The organism is Campylobacter sp. BCW_6465 (genome assembly GCF_001762815.1).
GTDB lineage: Bacteria > Campylobacterota > Campylobacteria > Campylobacterales > Campylobacteraceae > Campylobacter_D > Campylobacter_D jejuni.
Genome location: NZ_MJXN01000087.1, coordinates 21,244 through 44,697, shown reverse-complemented (window position 1 = coordinate 44,697; position 23,454 = coordinate 21,244). Strand labels below are relative to the sequence as shown.

The window sequence follows — 23,454 nt, the reverse complement described above, 5'->3', positions numbered from 1 at the left end:
TAAAATAAACATCTCAAAAAATCAAAAATTTTTTCAAATGTTTATTTTAAAACAAAAGAGTTGCAAAAAAGCAACTCTTATTTCATATCAAGCAATTCTTGTGTTTCAAGCTTTACAGAAGGGCTCATTGTCAAAGATAAAGCCGCATTTTTAATATATCTACCTTTAGCTGCGGCAGGTTTGTGTTTGTTAATTGCCTTTACAAAAGTGCTAACATTGTCCCATAATTGTTCTTTGGAAAAACTTACTTTACCAAGACCTGCATGGATATTTCCTTGCTTATCAACACGGAAATTTACCTGACCACTTTTTGCATTATTAACTGCTTGAGCAACATCCATAGTCACTGTTCCGGTTTTAGGATTTGGCATTAAACCTTTTGGCCCTAAAATTCTACCAACTTTACCAACAAGTCCCATTAAATTTGGAGTAGCAATCAAAACATCAAAATTCATATTACCTTTTTGAATTTCTTCTACTAAATCATCGCTACCCACAATATCTGCACCAGCATTTTTCGCTTCATCAGCTTTTGCGTCTTTTGCAATTACAGCAACACGAACTTTTTTACCCGTTCCAGCAGGTAAAACAACAGATCCTCTTACCATTTGATCTGCATGTCTTGGATCAACATTAAGTTTTAAAGCAATTTCTACAGTCTCATCAAATTTAGCAGACTTTAAAGTCTTTATTGTATCAATTGCATCGCTTAAAGCATACTCTTTATTTGAATCAATTTTTTGTGATAATTCTTTTAATCTTTTTGCTATCTTAGCCATTTATTTTCTCCGCATTTTAAAGTGCTACCGCCTTTTACCTTGGCGGTGAAAGGATTAATCAACGATTTCAACACCCATAGAACGAGCTGAACCTGCAATAATTTTAGCAGCTTGATCTCTATCTTTAGTATTTAAATCTGCAATTTTCTTATCTACTATTTCTAAAACTTGAGCACGAGTTAACCTACCCACCTTATTTTTAAGTGGATTATCCGTACCTTTAGAAATTCCAGCTGCTTTTTTGATCAAATCCGTAGCTGGCGGTTGTTTTGTAATAAAAGTAAAACTTTTATCTGCATAAACAGTGATAACAACAGGGATATTAAAACCTGCCATATCTTTTGTTCTTTCATTAAAAGCCTTACAAAACTCCATAATATTAACACCTTGCTGACCCAAAGCAGGACCAACAGGTGGTGATGGGTTTGCTTTTGTGGCAGCAATTTGCAATTTAATTTCGCCTACGACTTTTTTAGCCATAACAAATCTCCTTACTTGATATAAATTAAATTATTTTCTCAACTTGAGAATATAAGATCTCCACTGGAGTTGAGCGTCCAAAAATAGAAACATTTAATTTTAATAAACCACGAACCATATCATACTCTTCTACAATTGCAGTAAAGTTTGCAAATGGCCCTTCTGTGATTCTCACATTTTCCCCTTCTTCAAAAGAAATCTTTGGTTTAGGCGCTGCACGATTGTGAACTTTTTCCAAAATCAAATTAATATCTTTTTCTGTTAAAGGGGTTGGCTTTTTGGATTCTCCAATAAAACGACCAACCTTTGGAAGAGATTGAATGCGATGCCAAAGCTCCGTATTTAAATCAAGAAGTGCAAAAACGTATCCTGAATACAAACTTCTTTCGCTAATCTTCTCCTTTCCATTCTTAAATTCAATAACATCTTCAGTTGGAACAACAATTTCTTTAAGTTGTTCTTCAATTCCGTTATCTTTTACTAAATTTTCAATGGCTCTTTTAACTGCCATTTCACTGCCAGCATAAGTTTGAATTGCATACCATTTATGAGTACTCATTTACTCTCCTTATACGATCGCAGAAACAATAGAGGACATAAGCCAATCCACTAACGCCAAAAACAAAGAAATCACCGCAACAACTACAAAAACTGTAATATAGGCATTTCTTACCTGTTCTTTTAAAGGAAAAATTACTTTCCTTAATTCGGCTTTTGATAATTTAAAATAAGTTATTAATTTTTCCATTTATTTAAACCTTAATTATGGCAGGGCAAGAGGGATTCGAACCCCCAACCATCGGATTTGGAATCCGGCGCTCTACCGTTGGAGCTATTGCCCTAAGGGCGCAAGCTTAACTTTTTAGCTTAACTTCTTTGTGAAGTGTATGTTTTTTTAATCTTGGGCAATATTTTTTTAATTCTAATTTTTCAGTAGTATTTTTACTATTTTTATAGGTGCTATAATTAATATCACCACATTCTTCACACTTTAAACCAACTTTAATTCTCATTTCAATTTTCCTTAAAAAATTAAAGCCAAGCTTTTAACTTGGCTTTATTAAATTATTTAATAATTTTAGAAACAACACCTGAACCAACAGTTTTACCACCTTCACGAATAGCAAAACGAGTTCCTTCTTCAAGTGCTACTGGAGCGATCAAGCTTACAGTAATTCTCACATTTTCACCTGGCATAACCATTTCAACACCATCAGCTAATTTAATCGAACCTGTAACATCAGTTGTTCTTACATAAAACTGTGGTCTATAGTTGTTAAAGAATGGAGTATGTCTACCACCTTCATCTTTATTTAAGATATAAACTTCAGCTTCGAAGTCAGTGTGTGGAGTAATTGATTTTGGTTTAGCAAGAACCATACCACGGATAACTTCTTCTTTTTTAGTACCACGAAGAAGAACACCTACGTTATCTCCTGCTTCCCCTTGATCCATTTCTTTTCTGAACATTTCAACACCTGTTACAGTTGTTGTTTGAGTATCTTTAATACCAACGATTTCGATAGTATCACCTACTTTTACAACACCTTTTTCAATTCTACCTGTAACAACAGTACCACGACCTGAAATTGAGAAAACGTCTTCAATTGGCATCAAGAAGTCTTTTTCAGTATCACGAGTTGGAGTTGGAATATAACTATCAACTGCAGCCATAAGATCCATAATTTTTGCCGACCATTCACCATCTTGTCCAGCTTTAGCTTCTTCAAGAGCTTTTAAAGCAGAACCAGAAATAATAGGTGTATCATCGCCTGGGAAATCATAAGAGCTTAACAATTCTCTAATTTCCATTTCAACTAACTCTAAAAGTTCAGCATCATCAACCATATCTGCTTTATTCATAAAAACAACAATATATGGAACGCCTACTTGACGAGAAAGAAGAATGTGTTCTCTAGTTTGTGGCATAGGGCCATCTGCAGCAGAAACAACCAAGATCGCTCCATCCATTTGTGCAGCACCTGTAATCATGTTTTTAACATAATCTGCGTGACCTGGGCAGTCAACGTGTGCATAGTGACGATTGTCTGTTTCATATTCAATATGAGAAGTAGCAATAGTAATACCACGCTCTTTTTCTTCTGGAGCATTATCGATATTATCATAATCTTTAAGCTCTGCTAAACCTCTTCTAGAAAGAACAGCAGAAATAGCAGCTGTTAAAGTAGTTTTACCATGGTCAACGTGACCAATAGTACCAATATTTACGTGTGGCTTATTACGTGAAAATTTTTCTTTAGCCATTTTTTTCCTCCGTATAAAAAATAAATTGAGCAAAGCAAGTCTTATATCTATATAATTTTTTCAATTCATGGAGCTCATAGCGGGAATTGAACCCGCGACCTCTCCCTTACCAAGGGAGTGCTCTACCTCTGAGCCATACGAGCGCTCAGAAAAATTATACATAATAATAGACAACAAAAACTCTTAAATGGGATATATACTGTAAGTTAAAGGTTTTAAAATACAGCTCCCAGTTCTTTTAAATTGTTGGAGCGGGAAACGGGACTCGAACCCGCGACCCTCAGCTTGGAAGGCTGATGCTCTAGCCAACTGAGCTACTCCCGCAAAGCATGGTGGTGAGTCGTGGATTCGAACCACGGAAGGCGAAAGCCAGCAGATTTACAGTCTGCCCTCGTTGGCCACTTGAGTAACTCACCATAAAAATATTGCTTTTTCAATATTCTGGTCAAACACTGCTAAAATAAATGGAGCTGGTTAAGGGACTTGAACCCCCGACCTGCTGCTTACAAGGCAGCTGCTCTACCAACTGAGCTAAACCAGCAAAAATAAAAGTGAGATTATAACTCAAAAAAAAAATTTTGTCAAGACTTTTTTAGTTTTTCTATAAAATTTTAGTCTTGTAAAGTTTATTATCATAAACCAATATTATTTTTATCTAATTTATGATAATCAAACAAATTTAAAAATTTCTTTGCTCTTTCGCTTTTTGGATTTTCAAAAAAACTTTTAGGATCATTTTCTTCGATGATTTTTCCTTCATCCATAAAAATAATTTTATCTGCTACAGCTTTAGCAAAACCCATTTCATGAGTAACAATAAGCATAGTCATACCCTCTTTTGCAAGATTTAACATCACTTCTAAAACTTCTCTAACAATCTCAGGATCCAACGCTGCTGTAACCTCATCAAAAAGCATTAACTCAGGATTCATACATAGACTTCTTACTATGGCAATTCTTTGCTTTTGTCCTCCGCTAAGTTCTCTTGGATAAGCATGAATTTTATGCAAAAGTCCCACCTTTTCAAGCCAAATTTTAGCCTCTTTCAAAACCTCATCTTTCTTTCTTTTTTGCACTTTCATAGGCCCTAAAAGTATATTTTCTTCAACACTTAAATGCTCAAAAAGCTCATAAGATTGAAAAACCATACCAACTTTTTGACGTATTCTTGGCCATTCTTTAAAATCTTTATCTATTTTCTCATTATCAATATAAATATTACCACTTGCAATCTCTTCAAGCCCATTAATACAACGCAAAAGCGTAGATTTTCCACATCCGCTAGGACCTAAAATCACCACAACTTCTTTAGCCTTAACTTCTAAATTAATATCTTTTAAGGCGTGATGCGAACCATAATACTTTTGTAAATTTTCTATTTTTAGTATGCTCATTTTAGCTCCATTTTTTCTCTAATTTTCTTGAATATAAAGTGATAGGATAACAAAGTATAAAAAAGATAAAAAAAATCAAACCATAAATAATAAAAGGTGCAAAATCATTTCTATTATGAAATTCTATAATTTGTTGTCCTACTTTTACAAGCTCTACCGCGCCGATTAAATAAGCAAAGGTTGTACTTTTAATCATACGAGTAAGTAAATTCATGCTCATAGGAGTTAAACGACGCATAGCTTGTGGAATAATAATATAAACAAAACTTTGCACCGTATTTAAACCTAAAGATGATGCACTTTCATACTGATGCTTTGGAATACTCTGCAAGGAAACACGCACCAAATCCATCATCTCAAAACAACCCCAAATGCTAAAAACAATAATAGCTACACTTACAGAACTCAAATCCCACCCAAACCATCTAGGAAAACCAAAATACACCACAAAAAGCCATACCAAAAGTGGCATAACACGCACAAATTCTAAACCTAAACGACAAAAAGCATAGATATAGGTATTTTTAAAACTCATTAAAATTCCCAAAAACAACCCACCTATCGAAGTAATAATAATGCTGATAAATGAAATTTCAAGAGTGACAAAAAGCCCTTGCCAGAGTCTTAAAAGCGTATCGGTATTTAAAAGTTCAAGCATGAAGCAACCTTTTTTCAAACTTTAGTAAAATAAAAGACAAAGGCAAAATAATGCATAAATATCCCATAAACAACAAAAACAATAGCTCATCTGTCTTATAGGTTAAGGAATTTAAACTCTTCATTAAATTCACCAAATCTGGCAAGGCAATAATACTAACGACTGAAGTTTCTTTGATTAAAAATATAATATTAGCACTAATACTTGGCATAGAAATAGCCAAAGCTTGCGGCAAAATCACATAACACAAATTTCCAAATTTTGAAAAACCCAAAGAAAGTCCCGCTTCAAACTGCTGTTTTCTTATGGCTTCAAATCCCGCTCTTAAACTTTCAGCCATATAAGAACCTCCTAAAAAACTAAGTCCTACTATAGCACAAGCAAAAGAAGGCCTTAAAGTTTCTTCTACGCTTAAGCAAATCAAATCAAGCGGTGGAATTTGTTCTAAATGTATATTAAATTTAGGTAAAGCATAATATAAGAAAAAAAGTTGAATTAATAAAGGCGTATTTCTTGAAAACTCTATATAAAGCTTGCAAATATTTTCTAAAATTTTTATTTTAAAATAACTCATTAAAATACAAAACAAACCTATTATCAAAGAAAAAATAATTCCAAAAAAGCTTAGTTTTATCGTAAGCCAAGCAGCCGTTAAAAAAGCAGGAGCTTGAGCTAATATAAAATCAAAATCCATTCCCTACCTTAAATTTTTACCAAAGTTCTTTCATGATCATATCTTTATTTAAAATTTCAATTCTACCTTTTTTTGTATCAATAAGTTCTGAAATTTTAAGCTCTTTTAACACTCGAGATAAAGATTGTGCTCTAACATTTAAATCAATTGCAATTTGTTTTTGTGAAATTGTATCTAAATTTTTTTCATTTTCCAAAAGATACTTTAATAATCTCGTCCTTAAATCTAATGCATTTTGAGATAATTTCTTTTCTAAAATTTTAATTTTATCAAAAAGTGAACTGATAAGTAAAAAATTGAATTCTTTATTTTCACTGCATAAATTTTGAAAATTAATAAAATCAATTTCCAAAATTTCTCCATCTTCTTCAAAAATAGCATTAGCAGGATAATTTAATTTTTTAAAAGCAGGCATTTCTGCTATAAAATTTGGAGGATTAAAATAATGCAAAGTAATTTCTTTATCGCTTGCTGTACTTTTATAAATGCGTATTTTTCCCTTAAGTAAAATAAAAAATTTTTTAGCCTCTTCGCCCTCATAAAATAAAATACTATTTTTTTGAAATTTTTTTAATTTTCCTACACTAGATAAAAGTTCTAAATAATCTTTCATTATATACATTTTCCATTCTTAACTTATGTTAAATTTAATTTATCTTATTTTTGCTATATTAACGCCATAAAATTAACATTTAAGAAAGGCTTATATGAAATTTGAAACAATTAATCAAGAAAGCATAGCAAAACTCATGGAAATATTTTATGAAAAAGTTAGAAAAGATAAAGATTTAGGTCCTATTTTTAACAATGCTATTGGAACAAGTGATGAAGAATGGAAAGAACATAAAGCAAAAATAGGAAATTTTTGGGCAGGTATGCTTTTAGGAGAAGGTGATTATAATGGACAACCCTTAAAAAAGCATCTAGATCTACCTCCTTTTCCTCAAGAATTTTTTGAAGTTTGGCTAGGACTTTTTGAAGAAAGTTTAAATATGGTTTATAATGAAGAAATGAAAAATGTCATTTTACAGCGTGCACAAATGATAGCTTCACATTTTCAAAATATGCTTTATAAGTATGGTGGACATTAATTTGGCAATTTTTTTGCCAAATCTTTTTTTACCTTTTCTAAAATCTCCTCATCCTTAGAAAAATCAAAAAATTTAAACTCATTTCCATGTTGCATAAAACCATCGAGCAAATCTCCACTCAAACGATTTTTAAGATCAAGCTCTGCTATTTTAAACCCATCTAAAGTACTAGCAAAGTCTTTTAAACGACTTGGAATTTCTTTAAGCTTAGTATAAAGATAACAAGTACTTTTAAGCCCTACACGACCTACACGACCACGAAGTTGATGCAAGGTAGCAAGTCCTAAACGTTCCGCTCCTACAATCACTATCATACTCAATCTTGGCAAAGAAATGCCCACTTCCACCACTGTAGTGCTTAATAAAATATTTCCCTCATCTCTAAAACGCTCTAAAATTTCATCTTTTTGTTTATCTTTTCCATGAGTTACAAAAACTTTTTCATAATGACTCTGCCAATACCCCCTAGCCTGCTCCAAAGAAAGATAAGGAATATTATCACTAGCACTCACTAAGGGATAAATAATGATAATTTGATGATTTTTAGAAATTTCTTCTTTGATCTTCTCGCTAAGCTTAGAAAAACCTTCATTTTGTATACAATAAGTTGTAATATCTTTTTTAAAAGGCATTTGTTTAATAAAACTAAAATTTAAAAGTTCAGATTGTATCATGCTTAAAGTTCTTGGAATAGGTGTAGCCGAAAACTGTATAAAATGAGGGGCAAATTCTTGCTTATTTAAAGAATGAATTTTCTCACGCTGAGCTGATCCAAAACGATGTTGTTCATCTATCATTACAAGTACGGCATTATGGCTTTCTAAATGAATTAAAGCATGAGTGCCTATAATAAGATTTGCTTTTTGAATATTTTGTTCTAAATCTTTTTCTTTTTTGCCCCCTTTAATAAACAAAATATTCATAAAATCAGGCAAAAATTTCTTAGCCTCTTCATAAAGCTGATACGCTAAAATACTAGTAGGTGCCATTAAAATAGCCTGCTTAGGATAAACCATCAAAGCAGCACCGAGTAAAACCAAGGTTTTACCACATCCCACATCACCCATAATCACACGCCTTTTAGCTTCTTTTGAGTGTAAATCTTTTTCTATGTCTTTTAAGGCGTTAAGCTGATCTTTAGTAAGAGAAAAAGGCAAATCTTTAAGCCAATTAGCTATATTAAAAACATTGATTTGATGAGCTTTAAAATGCGTTTGTTTAGCTTTTAAACGCTTTAAAAAATTATATATTTCTATATATTTTAAATCTTTGCTAAAATTTTGCAAATTTTCAAACATAAAAAAACTTTTTTCATCATAAGCATGTAAATTTAAAAGAAAATGTATATATTTATCCTCTATGCCACTTTCTTTTAAATTTTCATAATTAAGATATTTATGTATAAAAGCGGCAATTTTTGTATCTTTTAAACCTAAAATTTGATACTTTGGACTAAAACCCTCAAAAGAAGTTAAAATTTTAGGATTGTTAAATTGCCAAGTGTGATTAAAACGCGAGAGTTTAGCATTAAAAACAAGCTCTTTTCCTACCTTGCAAACCCCAAAATGCCAAGCTCTAGGATGAAAAAATACAAAAGAAATATTTTCTTGCCATTCTTCACAAAAACCTAAACCAAAAAGTTGATTTTTTCTTGAACTAACGCTTTTTATAGTGATTTTTTGGGTGCAAATTTCATTTTCTTTAGGATTTTTACTTGGATTTAAATTTTCAATTTTTTTAGGTAAAAGAAGCGCTAAATCAATAGCACTTCTAATTTTTAATTTTTTAAAAAATTCAAAATCACTTTCTTTAATTTTCATTTTGTATGCTTGCAAAACTTATATTTAAAAGCTCTTGATGTTTTTTAATATAAGCATTGATGGTTTCAAGTTTAACCTTTTCCATAAGTTTTAACTCTTCTTTATAATATCCCAAATTTAAACCTTGATAAAATTCATTAAAGGCCATAGATAAACGCTTGCTTAAGCTTTCATAACGCAAAGGAGTTGATCCTATGAGAAAATTTTTAGCTTGATCAAGTTCGTTTTGAGTCATGCCATTTTTTATAAAATCTTCAAAAAGCTCTTTTACAATTTTTTTAGCTTCTTTAGCGCTTTCATTTTTAGTTTGTAAATATCCAAAAACTCTAGAAAAAGACATATTCATATCAAGCATAGCATAAGCTGAGTATGCAAGACCTCTTTTAACACGAATTTCTTCCATAATCCTTGAACCAAATCCCCCTTGTCCTAGCACAAATAAAGTAATTTTTGCAAGATATAAATCCTTATCTTTAAAATCGGCAAAAAAAGGCGTAGCAAAATAAATATAAGCTTGTTCACTTTCTGGGCGTAGCAAAATTTCATCTTTGATGTTTTTGCTTAACTCATATTTTTTTGGAGTATTTTTCTTACCTATTTGAAGTTTTGATAAGAGTTTTAAAAGATCTTCCTTGGCTTGTTTTTCTTCTAAATCTCCTCCTAAAATCACAACCAAATCACTAAGATGGATAAAATTTTTATAAAAATTTTGCAAATCTTTTAAAGACAAAGTTTCTATACTTTTTTCATCTCCATCATTTGGACTTTGAAATTCTTTACATTTAAAAATTTGAGCATTGAGTAAATTTTTTGCTAAATAATCAAAATCACTATTTTTACTCGCGAGCTCACCTAAGGCATTGATTTTTAATTTTTGCAAAGTTTTTTCTTCTATTCTTGGTTTTAAAAGCAATTTTTCTAAACTCTTTAAAGCAAAATCAAAATTTTCTTTCAAGCAAGAAAGATTGATTTCCAAGCTTTCAAAACCACTACTTGCCTCTAAATTTATCGCTCTAAATTCTAAATCCTTAAAAAATTTATCATCCACGCCTTCATTTAAAATACGTGAAAACATCTTAGCTAAGCCTGCTATTTCATCATAACTTCTAGCACAATTTCTAAAGACAAGCTTTAAAACAACAATAGGAAAATCAGAATTTTTTTCAAAAATAAAAGGGATTTTAACACCCCTACTCTCTAAATACTGCATTAAAACCTTTCTAAAATTTCATAAGCGGTATTGCGTTTAGCTGGATTTTCGCCTAAACTTCTAATCAACCTTATCATCTCATCTTGATTCATTCTATAACTTGCTCCTGCGGCACTTACTACATTTTCTTCCATCATGGTTGAGCCTAAATCATTAGCCCCAAATTTTAAAGCAAGTTGACCTATAAGCGAGCCTTGAGTTACCCAAGAACTTTGCAAATTCTTAAAATTATCTAAATAAAGTCTTGCTAAAGCTAAAAGTCTTAAATACTTATTAGAACTTTGTTTCATAATCTTTGGATGTTTTTGGATTAAAGCAGTATTATCACTTTGAAAGCTCCATAAAATAAAAGCTCTAAAACCACCTGTTTCATCTTGTAACTTTCTTAAATGCTCAAAATGATCGATGATTTCTTCATCATTTTCAACCGTTCCAAACATCATGGTAGCTGTACTTTTCATACCGATTTTATGAGCTTGGCGATGTACTTCTAACCAAGTAGATGTATCGCATTTATTGGGTGCAATGATATCACGTACTCTATCGCTTAGCACCTCAGCTCCCGCTCCTGGTATAGAAAATAAACCTTTAGCTTGCAGTCTTTGCAACACTTCAGTGATGGAAATTTTAGATGCCTTTGCAATATAAGCGATTTCAACTGCTGAAAAACCGTGTACAGTGACATTTGGATAATGTTCTTTTATCCAAGAAACTAATTCTTCATACCATTCTATTTTTAATTTTGGGTGCACCCCACCTTGAAAAAGAATTTGTGTACCCCCAATAGCTTCAAGCTCCTCTATCTTCTTGCCTATCTCCTCAAAGCTTAAAATATAAGCATCATCTTCTTTATGATGGCGATAAAAAGCACAAAAAGAACAATCAATACAACAAACATTGGTATAATTAATATTTCTATCCACAACAAAAGTGGTGATTTTTTCAGGATGAAGTTCTAATTTTCTTTTATAAGCCATTTCTCCAAGTTCTGTTAAACTCGCATGATGTAATAAATCTAAAGCTTCTTTTTTATCCAGTCTTTTCAAAATTTTTCCTTGTTTTTTACATAATTAAAATAATTATAGCATTTAAAATATAAATTATGCTATAGTTTCGCTTATGAATTACATTGAACTATTAAAAAATAATAAAAATATCAGAATATTAGCTTCGGTTCAGTTTATAGTATATTTTGGAGCATGGTTTTCTCAAACTGGAGTTTTTACCCTTTTAGTCGAGCTTAATGCTCCTACTTGGGCAACAGCTACAAGTGCTATGCTTGCTTTTTTACCTGGAGTTTTACTTGCTCCTATTAATGGCGTCATAGTAGAGAAAAATAAACCTAAAAAACTTTTACTCAGTATGATTAGCATAGAATTAATTTCTATTTTTTGTCTTATTTTTGTCACAAGTCTCAGCATGCTTTGGCTTTTGTTTATTTTAATCTTCATAAGACTTTGCGTTGCTTCGATTTATTTTCAAGCTGAAATGAGTTTATTGGCTAAAATTTTAACCCCTCAAGAACTTAAACTTGCTAATGAAATGCACAGTGTCATTTGGGCGATTTCTTATACAGCAGGTATGGCAAGTGCGGGAATTTTTATTTATTTTCTAGGAGTTAAAACCGCTTTTTTATTTGACTGTGTACTTATACTCATAGGCATTTCTTTTTTAGTAAGATTAAGCATTCCTGATTTTCATCAAAAAACACAAAGTCGCTTTTTTACCATGATAAAAGAAGGATTTTTCTATGTTTTAAACAATAAGATAATTTTTCATCTTATCTTGCTTCACGCTTTTATAGGTTTAACTGCTTATGAAACCTTGGTTACGCTTTTAGCACAACATCAATATAAAGAAGTTTTATCCGCTGCTTTAGTAATAGGGTTTTTAAATGCAGTACGTGCTTGTTCTTTAGCTATAGGACCTATGGTTTTAAGCAAATTTATTAATGATAAAAATTTATTTTACATGTATCTTGGTCAAGGTTTTGGTATTATACTTTGGGCTTTAACTCAATTTAATTTTTATATTTCTTTTTTAGGTTTAATTGGTGCAGGTTTTTTTACCTCAGCGCTTTGGGCTTATACCTACACTATGATACAAAAAAATGCCGACAAAGAATATCATGGCAGAGTAATTGCTTATACAGATATGATTTATCTTAGTTTTAGCGCTATTATTTCAATGCTTATGGGCTTTTTATTTGAAATAGGCTTGAGTTTAGAACTGATTACAAGTTTATTGGGTATGATTTTTATCTTTGCGGCATTTTATTGGAAGTGGTTTTATAAAAAATATTTGTGAAAATTCACAAATATTTTAAATTTTAAACAAATCTTGAAGATTTTTCATTGCTTCTTCATTGCTGATGGCATTATTTAGCTGCGACGAGCTTAATTCATTGAGCTCTATTTCATAACCACTTAACATAGAAGCAAGACGAATATTAATACCATTTTTTCCTATAGCTTTACTTTTTTGTTCGCTATTTAAACTTACAATAGCTTTTTTATCTTCAATTTTTACAGAATTTACAATAGCAGGAGCCAAGGCACGAGAAATTAAAATTTCACTCTCATTTGTAAATTCTATACAATCAATATTTTCATTATGAAGCTCTTTGCTTACTGCATTAATTCTTACACCTTTAACACCTACTGTAGCACCTACAGGATCGATATTTGCTCCATTGGCTTGAAGAATGATTTTTGCTCTTTCACCTGGAATTCTAGCACATCCTATAATATTGACATAACCATCTTTGATTTCTGGAACCTCAGCTTCAAGTAAACATTCTAAAAATTTAGGACTTGTACGACTAAGCTCGATTTTAATACCCTTATCTGTATAAACACGGCGTATCACCGATTTTACCACATCACCTATTTTAAACTTTTCCCCTTTAATGCGATTTTTTCTTGGCAAAAAAGCTCTTAATTCATCTATTTCAATAAAAGTATTTTCTTCATTATCCACTCTAACAACTGTACCAAAAACCATTTGCCCTACTTTGTTTTTATATTTTTCAAAAATAGTTTGTTCTAATAATTTTTGTATATGATATTCAAGTTCTTTATGCAAGGTATTTACCGCAGTTCTTCCTAAATTTTCCAAAGAACATTCATAAGTTAATTCATCTCCTATTTCAACATCTGGAGCTTCTGATTTTGCCTTACTTAACGCGATAAAACTCTCACTTTTATTTTGTAATCTCTCGTCATTATCTGCTACTATGGTAATTTTTTGATAAAGATTTAAATTTTTAGGATCTACAAAAAACTCATATTCTTGTCCATAAATTCTTTTTGCAGTATTGATTAAAGCGGTAGCTACTTTTTCTTTTACATTCTCTAAGTTTAAATTTTTTTCATTAGCAATAGATTCGATAATATCTGCTATCTTTTCCATATTTTATAAAACCTTTTTTTGTGGGAAATTTAAAAATGTAGATAAAAATTATATCCTTAATAAGTTTAATTAAAAGTAAAATTTGCTAAAATTATAGATTAAAATGAAAATTCTTAAGGATTTAGCTATGGAATTAAAATTGGCAAGAACTTTGATTAATGAAAAACCTAAAAATATTAGCCTAGAAAAAATCGAAGAGGCTATAGAAAAAGAAGGACAAAAGTTTTTTTATTTTGATAAAGATAATACACACAAACAACTCATTGCCCTTGTAAATCATTTTGAAAAAAAAGGAGTAAGCATTTATCATAGAACCGTAAAATACGGACTTGATGATAATGATTTTATGTATGAGGTACATATTCTTTGAGTGCTAAAAAACTTTTTATCCAAACTTTAGGTTGTGCGATGAATGTCAGAGATTCTGAGCATATGATCGCAGAATTAACACAAAAAGAAAATTACGCACTAACAGAAGATATCAAAGAAGCAGATCTTATTCTCATCAACACTTGTTCAGTGCGTGAAAAACCTGTGCATAAACTTTTCTCAGAAGTAGGTGGTTTTGAAAAAGTTAAAAAAGAAGGTGCTAAAATAGGAGTTTGTGGATGTACTGCATCGCATTTGGGAAATGAAATTTTCAAACGTGCTCCTTATGTGGATTTTGTTCTAGGGGCAAGAAATATTTCTAAAATCACTCAAGCTATAAAAACTCCAAAATTTATGGGCGTGGACATAGACTATGATGAAAGTGAATTTGCTTTTGCAGATTTTAGAAATAGTATTTATAAATCCTATATTAATATCTCCATAGGTTGTGATAAACACTGCACTTATTGTATAGTGCCACATACTAGAGGAGATGAAATTTCCATACCTTTTAATATTATCTATAAAGAAGCTCAAAAAGCCGTTGAAAAAGGCGCTAAAGAGATTTTCTTGCTAGGACAAAATGTCAATAACTACGGCAAAAGATTTAGAAACGAACATAAAAAAATGGACTTTTCAGATCTTTTAGAAGAATTTAGCACTATAGAAGGTTTGGAACGCATTCGCTTTACAAGTCCACATCCTTTGCATATGGATGATAAATTTTTAGAAGTTTTTGCCAATAATCCAAAAGTTTGCAAATCCATGCACATGCCTTTACAAAGCGGCTCAAGTGAAATTTTAAAAGCTATGAAGCGTGGCTATACTAAAGAATGGTATTTAAATAGAGCTTTAAAACTTAGAGAACTTTGTCCAAATGTTAGCATTTCTACAGACATTATTGTAGCTTTTCCAGGGGAAAGTGAAAAAGATTTTGAAGAAACTATGGATGTTTTGGAAAAAGTGCGTTTTGAACAAATTTTTTCTTTTAAATACTCCAAACGCCCTTTAACAAAAGCCGCAACCATGCCTAATCAAATCGATGAAGAAACAGCTTCAAGAAGACTTAGCACCTTACAAAATCGTCATAGTGAAATTTTAGATGAAATTGTAAAAAAACAAGAAAATAAAACTTTTAAAGTTTTATTTGAAGAATTAAGAGCAGGCAATAGCATTGCTGGAAGAACAGATAATAATTTTTTAGTTCAAGTTGAAGGTAGCGAAGAACTTTTAGGGCAATTTAAAGAAGTAAAAATCACTAATGCAAAGCGTATGGTTTTATATGGGGAAATCGTTTAAAATCCATTGCTTAACATATATAATTTTCATCTTGCAATGGCTTATTTTTTTAAGCTGTAAAAAGCACTATAAAGGTGAAAAAGTTGACCATAAAGCTGGTGTGATACTTTTTTGGCATGGAAAATTAGCACTCATGCCTTTTGCGTTTAGACATTATAGACAAAAAAATAAAAAAGCCTATGTCATGATCTCTCACCATAAAGATGGAGAACAAATTGCAAAAATCATCAAGCTTTTCGGTCTTGATACTGTAAGAGGAAGCACTTCAAGGGGCGCTAGCAGTGCACTTAGAGCTGCATTTAAAGTTTTAGAACAAAATGACGATATAGTTATCACGCCTGATGGTCCACGAGGGCCTTATCATAGTATTTCAGATGGTTCTATCATTTTAGCTCAAAAAAAAGGACTAAAGATAAGAATTTTAAACTATGAAGCAAATCGTTTTTGGGAATTTAAAAGTTGGGATAAGATGATCTTGCCAAAACCTTTTAGTAAGATTACTTATAGTCTAAGTGAACCTTTGGATATTTTATCTTTAGATAAAAAAAAAGCTAAAGAATTTCTAATGGAACAATTTGATAAAATTAGCTTAGCTGATCAATTTAAGGAATGAAATGTTATTTTTACTTAAAAAAATATTTCCACAACTTTTTATTAGTATTATTTTAGAAGATAAAAAAAATATTGTAAAAGCTTCTATTTACAGAGGAAATAAACTAATCAGTAGCAATGAAAAAACTTTTGATAAAAGTGAAAATTTATTAGAATACATAAAAAATTTAAGCAAGCATTTCTTATTTTACCACACTGCTTTATTTTTAGATGCCAAAGAACAAGGATTAATACCTAGTACAAATATTCAAGATTGTGAGCACTTTAATATAGGAAAAATCAGCTTACAGCATATTTTGTTTAATAATGCCCTTGTTTATACGGCTACCGAACATGTGGAATATTATAGCGAGCTTTTTGAAGAATATAGAGGTTTAGATTTTTTATATTCCCCTTTTGCCCTTCTTTACTACAATATACAAAAAGAAAAACAGCCTGATGATCAAATTTTACTTTATGGATTTAAACAAGGACATCTTTTGGCAATTATTGTTGCTAAAGGCAATACTATTTTATACGGTGATTTTAAAATATTTGAGCAAGAATTAGGTTTAGAGCTTGAACTTCCATCAGAAGATAATCAAGAAATTCAAAACAACAACGATGATACTGAAGTTACCTTAGATAACTTCAATGAAGTCTTAAATAATAAATTTGACCTACTTGATCAAGAAAATAATCTTGAAACTTTAGATAATAATGATAATTTTAATCTTGATGAATTAAATCAATTTAGCAATGATATGGAACTTTGCCGTTATATTATTACGAGCATTGAAAAATTTTATAATGATGATAAATATGCTGGGGTATTTATCAATGGTATTTTATTATATAGCGAATCAGATATTAACATAAGCGCTATTGATTTTTTAGAAAGTGAAACTTTTTTAGAGATAAAAACAAAACAAATCAACACCTTAGATCTTATGATAGAGTTGATGCGAAAGGAGCTTAAATGACTTATAGCTTCATACAGCCAAGAAAAAAACCTATTTTCACACTCTTTGATAAAATTTGGCTAGGACTTTTTGGTTTTAGTATATTATTTATCTTGCTAGTATATTTTACATATACAATAAAAATTGCATTAATCAATAGCTCTATCGATGATGAAAAACAACAAGTTATAGTGCTTCAAAATCAAACTAAGCAAAATGAAATGCTTTATGAAATTTTATTTGATCAAAGCCAAATAGCGAAAAATTTTAACACTCAAAATCAAATTGTTAAAGAAAGCTTAAGAAATCTATTTGATATTATTGTAAAAACTGATAACATTACTCTTGAAAGTGTTGAACAAGACGAATATTCCTTAAAACTTATCGGAGTCACTCCTACAAGAGAAATGTTTACTCTACTTTTAGAAACCCCTTTAAAAAGCATCTTTGATCAAAGCTATACAACCTATTATCGCTTAGATAATGGGTGGTATCGTTTTGTTAGTATTAGTAAACAAATTCCAGGAGTTGCAGATGAAAGATAAAAGTCTAGAAGAAATTGATTTATTAAAGCTTATCATTTGCGTATTAAGTTTTATAAGCGTTTGCACAGCCTTGATCTTATTTTTACTTTTACCGACATTAAAAAATTACAAACAAGCAAATCTTAGAGAAAACTCACAACTTGCTATCTTAAAAGCCGCTAAATCAAAATTTGACTTTAGTAAAGATAAAATATCAACTCTAAGAAGCGAAAACAGCAAAAGTTTAGAGCAATTTGAGCAAAATTTTAATATAGGAAATTTTGATACTTTTTTACAAAAATATTTTCAAAATGTAAAAATTCAAGAAACTAAGTCCGAAAAACAAGAAAAATATCTAAAAAACCGCTTAGCCATTAAAGCGACAATGAACAATCCTAGAAGGCTTTATGATTTTATTGATGCTCTAAAAAACTATAATAACTTAATCAAGCTTGATTATCCACTTAATCTTAAAGCAGGAGAGCAAGGCATCTCTATAGATCTTACTCTCAAAGTTTATTCAAGCTAAACTCACATCTTCACCTTTTAAAATTTGATTCATAGTATTCATTGCGCACATTTTTCCACACATGGAACATGAGTTTAAATCATCAGGGCGACGCTCATTAAACATTTTTTTGGCCCTTTCTCCATCAATAGCGAGTTTAAACATTTTTTCCCAATCTATCTCTTGCCTAGCCTTACTCATCTCATCATCTCTTGCTCTTTCTTTTGGAAGTTTAGCTATATCTCCCGCATGAGCTGCAATTTTAGTCGCAACTATACCCTCTCTAACATCTTCTAAATTTGGAAGTCTTAAGTGTTCAGCAGGTGTTACATAACACAGCATATCAGCACCATTAGCTGCAGCCACAGCTCCTCCAATAGCACCACTAATATGATCATACCCTGCGCCAATATCTGTTACCAAAGGTCCTAAGACATAAAAAGGCGCTCCTTTGCATAAACGCTTTTCTAATTGCATATTTGCCTCTATTTCATTAATAGCCATATGCCCTGGACCTTCTATCATTACTTGAACCCCAACATCCCAAGCCCTTTGAGTAAGGAGTGATAATTCTATAAGCTCTGAAATTTGCGCCCCATCACTTGCATCGTGAGTAGAGCCAGGACGCAAAGCATCGCCCAAAGATAAAGTTACATCGTATTTTAAACAAATGTCAAGCAAATCATCATAATACTCAAAAAAAGGATTTTCAGCATCTTTCATCATCATCCAAGCATAAAGCACAGAGCCTCCTCTTGAAACTATATTTGTAAGTCTTTTACTTTGTTTAAAAATATGCGCTGCGCGAGAATTAATACCTGCATGAATTGTCATAAAATCAACCCCACTTTTAGCATGATGATATACAACATCTAAAAAGTCTTTAGCATTAATTTGTTTTAAATCTTTTTCTAAAAATCCTACCGCATCATATACAGGAACTGTTCCTATCATAGCTTTTGAAACATTAACAAGCTCGTCTCTAAAACGACTTGTTTTGCCATAATTGCTTAAGTCCATAATCGCTTCTATGTCAAATTTATGAGCGAGCTCTACTTTTTTCATTTCCTCGCTATAATCAACGCAATCATTTGAAACTCCTAAATTTACATTAACCTTAGTACGCAGTCCAAAACCTATACCATTTGGATCAAGACTTTTATGATTAATATTTGCAGGGATAATAATTTTACCGCAAGCAATATTTTCAAGCAAAAAATCTTTACTTAAATTTTCTTTTTGTGCAACAATCTGCATTTCTTTAGTAAAAACACCTTCTTTGGCATAATTCATTTGAGTTTTCATAAATTTATCCTTTAAAAAATTTGGATAAATGAAGGGTGAGTATAAATTTTTAAAGTATTGAAATTTATAAATCTTCCCGACGCTGGCATTATCCAGATCCGGTTCGGTCTAAGCTTTTAGCTTACTCTCAGCCTGTTACACAAGCTCCCGTCATTTATGTTTTAATTATACACTTTAAATATTTATTTTTGCTTTATGCGTGCAGTCTTTGTAAAATTTATAAGTTCTTCTGTAGTTTTTATATGATAAGGAAGTTTTCCAAGGCAATATTTAAAAATTTCAGCAGCTGCCAAAGCATCATCTAAGGCCCTATGATGCGTATTTTCCACGCCCAGAAATTCTTTCAAAACCTCTAGTTTATATTTTGGACTTTCTATACAACATTGTGCAAATTCTATAGTGCAAATACGACGATTAAGCAAAATGCCAAAACCACACTCATTTAAAGCCTTAGAAATAAAACTATAATCAAAACGCACATTATGCGCTACAAAAATACTGTCTTTTAAAAAAAGCCTAAAATCACTTAAAACCTTTGCTAAACTTGGAGCATTTTCCACCATCTCATAAATAATACCCGTAAGTTCGGTTATATTTTCTGGAATTTCTTTTACTTTAATAAAACTTTGAAAGCGTCCAATTTCTTTAGAATTTTGAATTTTTACTGCTCCAATTTCTAAAATTTCCCCCTTACTTACGCCGCCAGTACTTTCTATATCTACTATGCAAAAAATTTCATCTTTAATTTTTGTTGTGCGTGTTTTAAGGGTAAAAATATTATCTTTATTCAAAGTTAAACCCAAACCCAAAAGCTCAAAAGTTTCCAAATCTAAATCAAAATTTTTTAATTCTTCAACTTTGGCAAACTCTTGCATCACCCAATCATAAGGCTTGCTTTGCTTATTTAATATAGAAATAATCTGATCAATTTGCTGTAAACTCAAAATTCAAGCTTTAAAGATGAAATTGCAGTTTTATAATCATTAGAAGAAAAAATATAACTTCCAGCCACCAAAATATCAGCTCCGGATTCTTCTAAATCGCTAGCATTTAAACCATTAACACCACCATCAATCTCTATAAAAACTTTAGCATTTTTTTTATCAATCATTTGGCGCAATTCTTTGATTTTTTCATGTACCAAAGGTAAAAATTTTTGTCCACCAAATCCAGGATTAACACTCATTAAAAGTACCATATCTACAAATTCTAGCATGTGTTTAATAGAATCAATAGAAGTGTGTGGATTTAAAACAATAGCAGGATGGATTCCTTGACTTCTTATATATTCACAAAGTCTTATAGGATGAACTTCGCTTTCCATATGAAAAGAAATGAATTTTGGTTTCAAAGGGATAAAAAGATCTATAAATTTACTTACATCTTTAACCATCAAATGCACATCTAATGGCAACTTACTAATAGTTGAAATTTTTTCGATCACGCAAGGTCCGAAAGTCAAATTTGGAACAAAGTGTCCATCCATTACATCAATATGTAAAAGATCCGCACCTGCAGCTTCAATAGCTTTAACTTCTTCTTCTAATTTCAAAAAATTTGCAGACAATAAACTTGGAGCTACATACATGATCAAAACCTTAAACTATATATAAATGTGATAAATAATATTTTATCGACTTATATATTAAAAAAACTATAAATTATGGAATATTTTAAGCTTAATTTTGATAAAATCTCCATTTAAAAATTTTCATAAGGACAAGAAAATGGCAAGAGTATGTCAAATCACAGGCAAGGGTCCAATGGTGGGTAATAATGTCAGCCATGCTAACAATAAAACAAAAAGACGCTTTTTACCTAATCTCAGAACAGTTCGTGTAACTTTAGAAGATGGCACCACGAGAAAAATGAGAATCGCAGCTTCTACTCTAAGAACTCTAAAAAAACAAAATTCTAAATAATTTTGAGGATTTATTCCTCAATTTTAATATTTCAAATTTAAAAATAAACTTTAATAAATCACTTATATAACACACATTTAAAAATTATTATTAATTTTATTATTTTTTAAGCCAAAAATATCTTTTAATAGTGTAAAATACCTTATTAAATGAATTTTAAATTTCACTAATACAAGGAGAGTTTATGCTACATGAATATAGAGAATTAATGTCAGAGCTAAAAGGAAAAGACGCTCATTTTGATAAACTATTTGATCGTCACAATGAACTTGATGACATGATTAAAGATGCAGAAGAAGGTAGAACTTCTCTTAGCAGCATGGAAATTTCAACCTTAAAAAAAGAAAAGCTTCATGTAAAAGATGAACTTAGCCAATATCTAGCAAATTATAAAAAATAAGGCAAAACAATGTTTGGAAGTAAAATAAACCATTCTGATCTTCAAAAACTTGAAGAAGAAAATAAAAATCTTGCACATAAAATTGAAAAATTTCAATCGGAAAATTTAGAATTAAAAAATAAAATTACATCATTAGAACAAGCGGCTTTAGAGTCTAAACTTAAAACAGATCTTTTAAATGTTTTATTAACTGGGGTTTTAAAAAATATTACTATTGTTCAAGGCGATATGTTAGAAAATGTAAATAAGGCAGAAGTTATCTCTAGCTATTCTAAAACTTCTCTTGCTGAAATGGATGAACTTAACCATATTGCTAATTCTATCAATGCTTCCTTAGGAGATATTACAGAATCAGCCAATAAAACAAGAGATGTTGCAGGAACATTGCATAGAAGTGTAGATGAAATTACTAATGTAATTAATCTAATTAAAGATGTTTCTGATCAGACTAATCTTTTAGCCCTTAACGCTGCTATAGAAGCTGCACGCGCAGGTGAACATGGGCGTGGTTTTGCTGTTGTTGCCGATGAAGTAAGAAAACTAGCTGAAAAAACACAAAAAGCAACCACAGAAGTTGAAATGAATATCAACCTTCTAAAGCAAAATGCAAATGAAATGTATACTCAAAGTGAGCAAGTTGAAAAAATTTCTATAGATTCTAATGCTCATATTATGAGTTTTTCCGAAAAATTTACTCACTTAGTAAATGAAGCGCATTCTACTAATTCAAATGCAGTTGGTATCGCTTCAGAAGCTTTCGTATCTTTAGCAAAACTAGATCATATAGCTTTTAAATTAAATGGTTATAAAGAAATTTTTTCCAAATCAGGAAAGCAATTAGCCGATCATACATCTTGTCGCTTAGGAAAATGGCTTGCTAGCACAGGAAAAGAAAGATTTGGGCAAAATAAAAGCTTCTTAAAAATTAACGAGCCACATGAAAAAGTTCATGAAAATATGAATAATGCTATAACAATAGCAAATACAGAAGATATTAGCAAAGATATTACTCAACACAGCATAATTAATAAATGTGAAGTTGCTGAAAATGCATCGCTTGATCTTTTCAATGTATTTAAAGAAATGCTTGATGAGTCAGATCATTAAAATCCTAGGTTGAACCTTTTTAAGGTTTAACCTAAATAATCTTTAATTTTCCCCACTTTTCCTTTAAAAACCACATATAAGCAAAATCAAGCAAAGGCGTTCTTATCATATTTTTACATTTTTTTTCAAAATCCTGCACCTTAACATAAACAGCTTCAATCTCTTCATCATCAACTCCACCTCCAGAAGAAATTTTATCTTTTTCATCAACTTCTGCGAAATAAAAGCTTTGCTTGCTTACACCTGAACCAAACCCTGTATAAAAATCTCCTATTTTTTCTAAATTTTTAGGAGCATATCCTAGTTCTTCTATACATTCTTCTTTTGCTATTTCCTCTAAAGATAATTTTTTATCCACAAGCCCAGAACAAAGCTCTATAGTATAGCCCATATTATCATCTTTTACATAATCTTTATCATGCATTTGATGATACCAAAGTGGTATGCGAAATTGGCGTACAAAAATAAAACTTTCTAATTCTTTATGATACAAAAGCACTGAAACACTATCTTTAGATTCTATAAAATCCCAAGTACAAAACTTGCCATTACTTTCATAAGCAAATCTCTTAGGCTTAATATAATTTGATTTTTCAAAAGAAAGTTCTTTTAAATTTTTAAACGCCATAATAAAACCTTTTATTTATTTTTCACATTGTACTTTA

General features: G+C 30.8%; 29 protein-coding genes, 5 tRNA genes, 1 pseudogene and 1 riboswitch. Of the genes and pseudogenes, 12 read left to right on the top strand and 23 right to left on the bottom strand.

Going from position 1 to position 23,454, the window contains the following annotated elements; all coding sequences use genetic code 11:
* Positions 1 to 77: 77 nt before the first annotated feature.
* The 15 genes from rplA to nssR form a co-directional block, all read right to left on the bottom strand.
* Positions 78 to 779 carry a 50S ribosomal protein L1 gene (gene rplA, locus AJ886_RS06015; protein WP_002854928.1) on the bottom strand — a complete coding sequence of 234 codons (702 nt, stop codon included), beginning with the start codon at positions 777 to 779 and terminating at the stop codon, positions 78 to 80.
* Positions 780 to 833: 54 nt separating this feature from the next.
* Complete coding sequence (gene rplK / locus AJ886_RS06010) at positions 834 to 1,259, bottom strand: 50S ribosomal protein L11 (RefSeq protein ID WP_002861210.1); 426 nt, start codon at positions 1,257 to 1,259, stop codon at positions 834 to 836.
* A gap of 25 nt (positions 1,260 to 1,284) precedes the next feature.
* Positions 1,285 to 1,818, bottom strand: a complete 534-nt coding sequence (nusG, locus tag AJ886_RS06005) for a transcription termination/antitermination protein NusG (protein ID WP_002851098.1) — start codon at positions 1,816 to 1,818, stop codon at positions 1,285 to 1,287.
* A gap of 9 nt (positions 1,819 to 1,827) precedes the next feature.
* On the bottom strand, positions 1,828 to 2,007 hold the full coding sequence (secE, locus tag AJ886_RS06000) for a preprotein translocase subunit SecE (RefSeq protein WP_002854985.1): 180 nt from the start codon (positions 2,005 to 2,007) through the stop codon (positions 1,828 to 1,830).
* A gap of 18 nt (positions 2,008 to 2,025) precedes the next feature.
* Positions 2,026 to 2,101: transfer RNA gene (locus AJ886_RS05995), tRNA-Trp, on the bottom strand.
* Positions 2,102 to 2,113: 12 nt separating this feature from the next.
* A complete protein-coding gene (rpmG, locus tag AJ886_RS05990; protein ID WP_002793551.1) occupies positions 2,114 to 2,272 on the bottom strand; it encodes a 50S ribosomal protein L33 in 159 nt (52 codons plus the stop codon).
* A 52-nt stretch (positions 2,273 to 2,324) separates the two neighbouring features.
* A complete protein-coding gene (tuf, locus tag AJ886_RS05985; protein WP_002855271.1) occupies positions 2,325 to 3,524 on the bottom strand; it encodes an elongation factor Tu in 1,200 nt (399 codons plus the stop codon).
* Positions 3,525 to 3,592: 68 nt separating this feature from the next.
* Positions 3,593 to 3,667 (bottom strand) — tRNA-Thr (locus tag AJ886_RS05980).
* Positions 3,668 to 3,771: 104 nt separating this feature from the next.
* A tRNA-Gly gene (locus AJ886_RS05975) sits at positions 3,772 to 3,848 on the bottom strand.
* Between the two features lie 6 nt (positions 3,849 to 3,854).
* Positions 3,855 to 3,940: transfer RNA gene (locus tag AJ886_RS05970), tRNA-Tyr, on the bottom strand.
* Between the two features lie 49 nt (positions 3,941 to 3,989).
* Positions 3,990 to 4,065, bottom strand: a tRNA-Thr gene (locus AJ886_RS05965).
* Between the two features lie 91 nt (positions 4,066 to 4,156).
* Positions 4,157 to 4,918, bottom strand: coding sequence for an amino acid ABC transporter ATP-binding protein (locus AJ886_RS05960; RefSeq protein WP_070287373.1), 762 nt, complete (start codon positions 4,916 to 4,918; stop codon positions 4,157 to 4,159).
* Between the two features lies 1 nt (position 4,919).
* Complete coding sequence (locus tag AJ886_RS05955) at positions 4,920 to 5,576, bottom strand: amino acid ABC transporter permease (protein WP_070287369.1); 657 nt, start codon at positions 5,574 to 5,576, stop codon at positions 4,920 to 4,922.
* The gene (locus tag AJ886_RS05950) at positions 5,569 to 6,270 is read right to left on the bottom strand and encodes an amino acid ABC transporter permease (protein ID WP_052834576.1); all 702 of its coding nucleotides are present in this window, start codon (positions 6,268 to 6,270) and stop codon (positions 5,569 to 5,571) included. The genes AJ886_RS05955 and AJ886_RS05950 overlap by 8 nt, the downstream gene beginning before the upstream one ends.
* 16 nt (positions 6,271 to 6,286) lie before the next feature.
* Positions 6,287 to 6,883: a nitrosative stress-sensitive transcriptional regulator NssR gene (gene nssR, locus AJ886_RS05945; RefSeq protein ID WP_002868789.1), complete on the bottom strand. Its 597-nt coding sequence runs from the start codon at positions 6,881 to 6,883 to the stop codon at positions 6,287 to 6,289.
* Positions 6,884 to 6,977: 94 nt separating this feature from the next.
* Between nssR and ctb the strand changes: the two genes are divergently transcribed.
* On the top strand, positions 6,978 to 7,361 hold the full coding sequence (ctb, locus tag AJ886_RS05940) for a truncated hemoglobin Ctb (RefSeq protein ID WP_070240606.1): 384 nt from the start codon (positions 6,978 to 6,980) through the stop codon (positions 7,359 to 7,361).
* On the opposite strand, the gene recG is transcribed toward ctb, so the two are convergent.
* From recG to AJ886_RS05925, 3 genes are read right to left on the bottom strand one after another with little or no spacing between them, the layout of a single operon-like run.
* Positions 7,358 to 9,181, bottom strand: coding sequence for an ATP-dependent DNA helicase RecG (gene recG / locus AJ886_RS05935; protein WP_070275102.1), 1,824 nt, complete (start codon positions 9,179 to 9,181; stop codon positions 7,358 to 7,360). The genes ctb and recG overlap by 4 nt on opposite strands.
* The gene (locus tag AJ886_RS05930; protein ID WP_070243544.1) at positions 9,171 to 10,391 is read right to left on the bottom strand and encodes a M16 family metallopeptidase; all 1,221 of its coding nucleotides are present in this window, start codon (positions 10,389 to 10,391) and stop codon (positions 9,171 to 9,173) included. The genes recG and AJ886_RS05930 overlap by 11 nt, the downstream gene beginning before the upstream one ends.
* A complete protein-coding gene (locus AJ886_RS05925) occupies positions 10,391 to 11,437 on the bottom strand; it encodes a dehypoxanthine futalosine cyclase (RefSeq protein ID WP_052949723.1) in 1,047 nt (348 codons plus the stop codon). Before AJ886_RS05925 ends, AJ886_RS05930 begins: the two co-directional genes overlap by 1 nt.
* 73 nt (positions 11,438 to 11,510) lie before the next feature.
* Here AJ886_RS05925 and AJ886_RS05920 point away from each other — a divergent pair, with 73 nt between their 5' ends.
* The gene (locus AJ886_RS05920; RefSeq protein ID WP_052858161.1) at positions 11,511 to 12,698 is read left to right on the top strand and encodes an MFS transporter; all 1,188 of its coding nucleotides are present in this window, start codon (positions 11,511 to 11,513) and stop codon (positions 12,696 to 12,698) included.
* Positions 12,699 to 12,713: 15 nt separating this feature from the next.
* Here the strand turns inward: AJ886_RS05920 and nusA are convergent, their stop codons facing one another.
* Positions 12,714 to 13,802 (bottom strand): transcription termination factor NusA, encoded by a 1,089-nt coding sequence (gene nusA, locus AJ886_RS05915; RefSeq protein WP_002871185.1) that lies wholly within the window; start codon positions 13,800 to 13,802, stop codon positions 12,714 to 12,716.
* 127 nt (positions 13,803 to 13,929) lie between these two features.
* On the opposite strand from nusA, the gene AJ886_RS05910 reads away from it, so the two are divergent.
* The 6 genes from AJ886_RS05910 to AJ886_RS05885 are packed head-to-tail and all read left to right on the top strand — an operon-like array spanning position 13,930 to position 18,076.
* A complete protein-coding gene (locus AJ886_RS05910; RefSeq protein ID WP_002851103.1) occupies positions 13,930 to 14,172 on the top strand; it encodes an HP0268 family nuclease in 243 nt (80 codons plus the stop codon).
* Positions 14,169 to 15,470 carry a tRNA (N6-isopentenyl adenosine(37)-C2)-methylthiotransferase MiaB gene (gene miaB, locus AJ886_RS05905; RefSeq protein ID WP_070287368.1) on the top strand — a complete coding sequence of 434 codons (1,302 nt, stop codon included), beginning with the start codon at positions 14,169 to 14,171 and terminating at the stop codon, positions 15,468 to 15,470. The genes AJ886_RS05910 and miaB overlap by 4 nt, the downstream gene beginning before the upstream one ends.
* Positions 15,454 to 16,083 carry a lysophospholipid acyltransferase family protein gene (locus AJ886_RS05900; protein ID WP_070243545.1) on the top strand — a complete coding sequence of 210 codons (630 nt, stop codon included), beginning with the start codon at positions 15,454 to 15,456 and terminating at the stop codon, positions 16,081 to 16,083. The genes miaB and AJ886_RS05900 overlap by 17 nt, the downstream gene beginning before the upstream one ends.
* A gap of 1 nt (position 16,084) precedes the next feature.
* Entirely contained in the window at positions 16,085 to 17,044 is a 960-nt protein-coding gene (locus AJ886_RS05895; protein ID WP_070287363.1) for a clan AA aspartic protease, read from the top strand.
* A complete protein-coding gene (locus AJ886_RS05890; RefSeq protein ID WP_002858498.1) occupies positions 17,041 to 17,568 on the top strand; it encodes a hypothetical protein in 528 nt (175 codons plus the stop codon). The genes AJ886_RS05895 and AJ886_RS05890 overlap by 4 nt, the downstream gene beginning before the upstream one ends.
* The gene (locus AJ886_RS05885) at positions 17,558 to 18,076 is read left to right on the top strand and encodes a hypothetical protein (protein WP_044794411.1); all 519 of its coding nucleotides are present in this window, start codon (positions 17,558 to 17,560) and stop codon (positions 18,074 to 18,076) included. Before AJ886_RS05890 ends, AJ886_RS05885 begins: the two co-directional genes overlap by 11 nt.
* Here the strand turns inward: AJ886_RS05885 and thiC are convergent.
* From thiC to rpe, 3 genes are all read right to left on the bottom strand, one after another.
* Complete coding sequence (gene thiC, locus AJ886_RS05880; protein WP_070243546.1) at positions 18,068 to 19,360, bottom strand: phosphomethylpyrimidine synthase ThiC; 1,293 nt, start codon at positions 19,358 to 19,360, stop codon at positions 18,068 to 18,070. The two genes, AJ886_RS05885 and thiC, sit on opposite strands and share 9 nt — an antisense overlap.
* Before the next feature lie 56 nt (positions 19,361 to 19,416).
* A riboswitch (TPP riboswitch) is annotated at positions 19,417 to 19,521 on the bottom strand.
* Positions 19,522 to 19,542: 21 nt separating this feature from the next.
* Positions 19,543 to 20,304 carry a 3'-5' exonuclease gene (locus AJ886_RS05875; RefSeq protein ID WP_044794415.1) on the bottom strand — a complete coding sequence of 254 codons (762 nt, stop codon included), beginning with the start codon at positions 20,302 to 20,304 and terminating at the stop codon, positions 19,543 to 19,545.
* Entirely contained in the window at positions 20,301 to 20,948 is a 648-nt protein-coding gene (gene rpe / locus AJ886_RS05870) for a ribulose-phosphate 3-epimerase (RefSeq protein WP_070243547.1), read from the bottom strand. Before rpe ends, AJ886_RS05875 begins: the two co-directional genes overlap by 4 nt.
* 139 nt (positions 20,949 to 21,087) lie before the next feature.
* On the opposite strand from rpe, the gene rpmB reads away from it, so the two are divergent.
* From rpmB to AJ886_RS11015, 4 genes and pseudogenes are all read left to right on the top strand, one after another.
* On the top strand, positions 21,088 to 21,282 hold the full coding sequence (gene rpmB / locus AJ886_RS05865; protein ID WP_002854974.1) for a 50S ribosomal protein L28: 195 nt from the start codon (positions 21,088 to 21,090) through the stop codon (positions 21,280 to 21,282).
* Positions 21,283 to 21,466: 184 nt separating this feature from the next.
* Complete coding sequence (locus AJ886_RS05860; RefSeq protein ID WP_002855201.1) at positions 21,467 to 21,682, top strand: YdcH family protein; 216 nt, start codon at positions 21,467 to 21,469, stop codon at positions 21,680 to 21,682.
* Between the two features lie 420 nt (positions 21,683 to 22,102).
* Positions 22,103 to 22,351, top strand: a pseudogene (locus AJ886_RS11020) (methyl-accepting chemotaxis protein); the annotation flags it as partial.
* Between the two features lie 3 nt (positions 22,352 to 22,354).
* Positions 22,355 to 22,789, top strand: coding sequence for a CZB domain-containing protein (locus AJ886_RS11015; RefSeq protein WP_370651196.1), 435 nt, complete (start codon positions 22,355 to 22,357; stop codon positions 22,787 to 22,789).
* Positions 22,790 to 22,820: 31 nt separating this feature from the next.
* Here the strand turns inward: AJ886_RS11015 and AJ886_RS05850 are convergent, their stop codons facing one another.
* On the bottom strand, positions 22,821 to 23,417 hold the full coding sequence (locus AJ886_RS05850) for an NUDIX domain-containing protein (protein WP_002920998.1): 597 nt from the start codon (positions 23,415 to 23,417) through the stop codon (positions 22,821 to 22,823).
* Positions 23,418 to 23,454 lie beyond the last annotated feature (37 nt).

Coding starts and splice junctions, on each gene's coding strand:
- rpmB (WP_002854974.1), top strand. CDS start 21,088: ATGGCAAGAGTATGTCAAATCACAGGCAAGGGTCCAATGGTGGGTAAT.
- AJ886_RS05920 (WP_052858161.1), top strand. CDS start 11,511: ATGAATTACATTGAACTATTAAAAAATAATAAAAATATCAGAATATTA.
- AJ886_RS05890 (WP_002858498.1), top strand. CDS start 17,041: ATGACTTATAGCTTCATACAGCCAAGAAAAAAACCTATTTTCACACTC.
- AJ886_RS05895 (WP_070287363.1), top strand. CDS start 16,085: ATGTTATTTTTACTTAAAAAAATATTTCCACAACTTTTTATTAGTATT.
- AJ886_RS05885 (WP_044794411.1), top strand. CDS start 17,558: ATGAAAGATAAAAGTCTAGAAGAAATTGATTTATTAAAGCTTATCATT.
- AJ886_RS11015 (WP_370651196.1), top strand. CDS start 22,355: ATGAGTTTTTCCGAAAAATTTACTCACTTAGTAAATGAAGCGCATTCT.
- rplK (WP_002861210.1), bottom strand. CDS start 1,259: ATGGCTAAAAAAGTCGTAGGCGAAATTAAATTGCAAATTGCTGCCACA.
- AJ886_RS05850 (WP_002920998.1), bottom strand. CDS start 23,417: ATGGCGTTTAAAAATTTAAAAGAACTTTCTTTTGAAAAATCAAATTAT.
- rpmG (WP_002793551.1), bottom strand. CDS start 2,272: ATGAGAATTAAAGTTGGTTTAAAGTGTGAAGAATGTGGTGATATTAAT.
- rplA (WP_002854928.1), bottom strand. CDS start 779: ATGGCTAAGATAGCAAAAAGATTAAAAGAATTATCACAAAAAATTGAT.
- nssR (WP_002868789.1), bottom strand. CDS start 6,883: ATGAAAGATTATTTAGAACTTTTATCTAGTGTAGGAAAATTAAAAAAA.
- thiC (WP_070243546.1), bottom strand. CDS start 19,360: ATGAAAACTCAAATGAATTATGCCAAAGAAGGTGTTTTTACTAAAGAA.
- AJ886_RS05930 (WP_070243544.1), bottom strand. CDS start 10,391: ATGCAGTATTTAGAGAGTAGGGGTGTTAAAATCCCTTTTATTTTTGAA.
- nusG (WP_002851098.1), bottom strand. CDS start 1,818: ATGAGTACTCATAAATGGTATGCAATTCAAACTTATGCTGGCAGTGAA.
- recG (WP_070275102.1), bottom strand. CDS start 9,181: ATGAAAATTAAAGAAAGTGATTTTGAATTTTTTAAAAAATTAAAAATT.
- nusA (WP_002871185.1), bottom strand. CDS start 13,802: ATGGAAAAGATAGCAGATATTATCGAATCTATTGCTAATGAAAAAAAT.
- AJ886_RS05960 (WP_070287373.1), bottom strand. CDS start 4,918: ATGAGCATACTAAAAATAGAAAATTTACAAAAGTATTATGGTTCGCAT.
- tuf (WP_002855271.1), bottom strand. CDS start 3,524: ATGGCTAAAGAAAAATTTTCACGTAATAAGCCACACGTAAATATTGGT.
- rpe (WP_070243547.1), bottom strand. CDS start 20,948: ATGTATGTAGCTCCAAGTTTATTGTCTGCAAATTTTTTGAAATTAGAA.
- AJ886_RS05955 (WP_070287369.1), bottom strand. CDS start 5,576: ATGCTTGAACTTTTAAATACCGATACGCTTTTAAGACTCTGGCAAGGG.
- AJ886_RS05950 (WP_052834576.1), bottom strand. CDS start 6,270: ATGGATTTTGATTTTATATTAGCTCAAGCTCCTGCTTTTTTAACGGCT.
- ctb (WP_070240606.1), top strand. CDS start 6,978: ATGAAATTTGAAACAATTAATCAAGAAAGCATAGCAAAACTCATGGAA.
- AJ886_RS05860 (WP_002855201.1), top strand. CDS start 21,467: ATGCTACATGAATATAGAGAATTAATGTCAGAGCTAAAAGGAAAAGAC.
- secE (WP_002854985.1), bottom strand. CDS start 2,007: ATGGAAAAATTAATAACTTATTTTAAATTATCAAAAGCCGAATTAAGG.
- AJ886_RS05910 (WP_002851103.1), top strand. CDS start 13,930: ATGGAATTAAAATTGGCAAGAACTTTGATTAATGAAAAACCTAAAAAT.
- AJ886_RS05900 (WP_070243545.1), top strand. CDS start 15,454: ATGGGGAAATCGTTTAAAATCCATTGCTTAACATATATAATTTTCATC.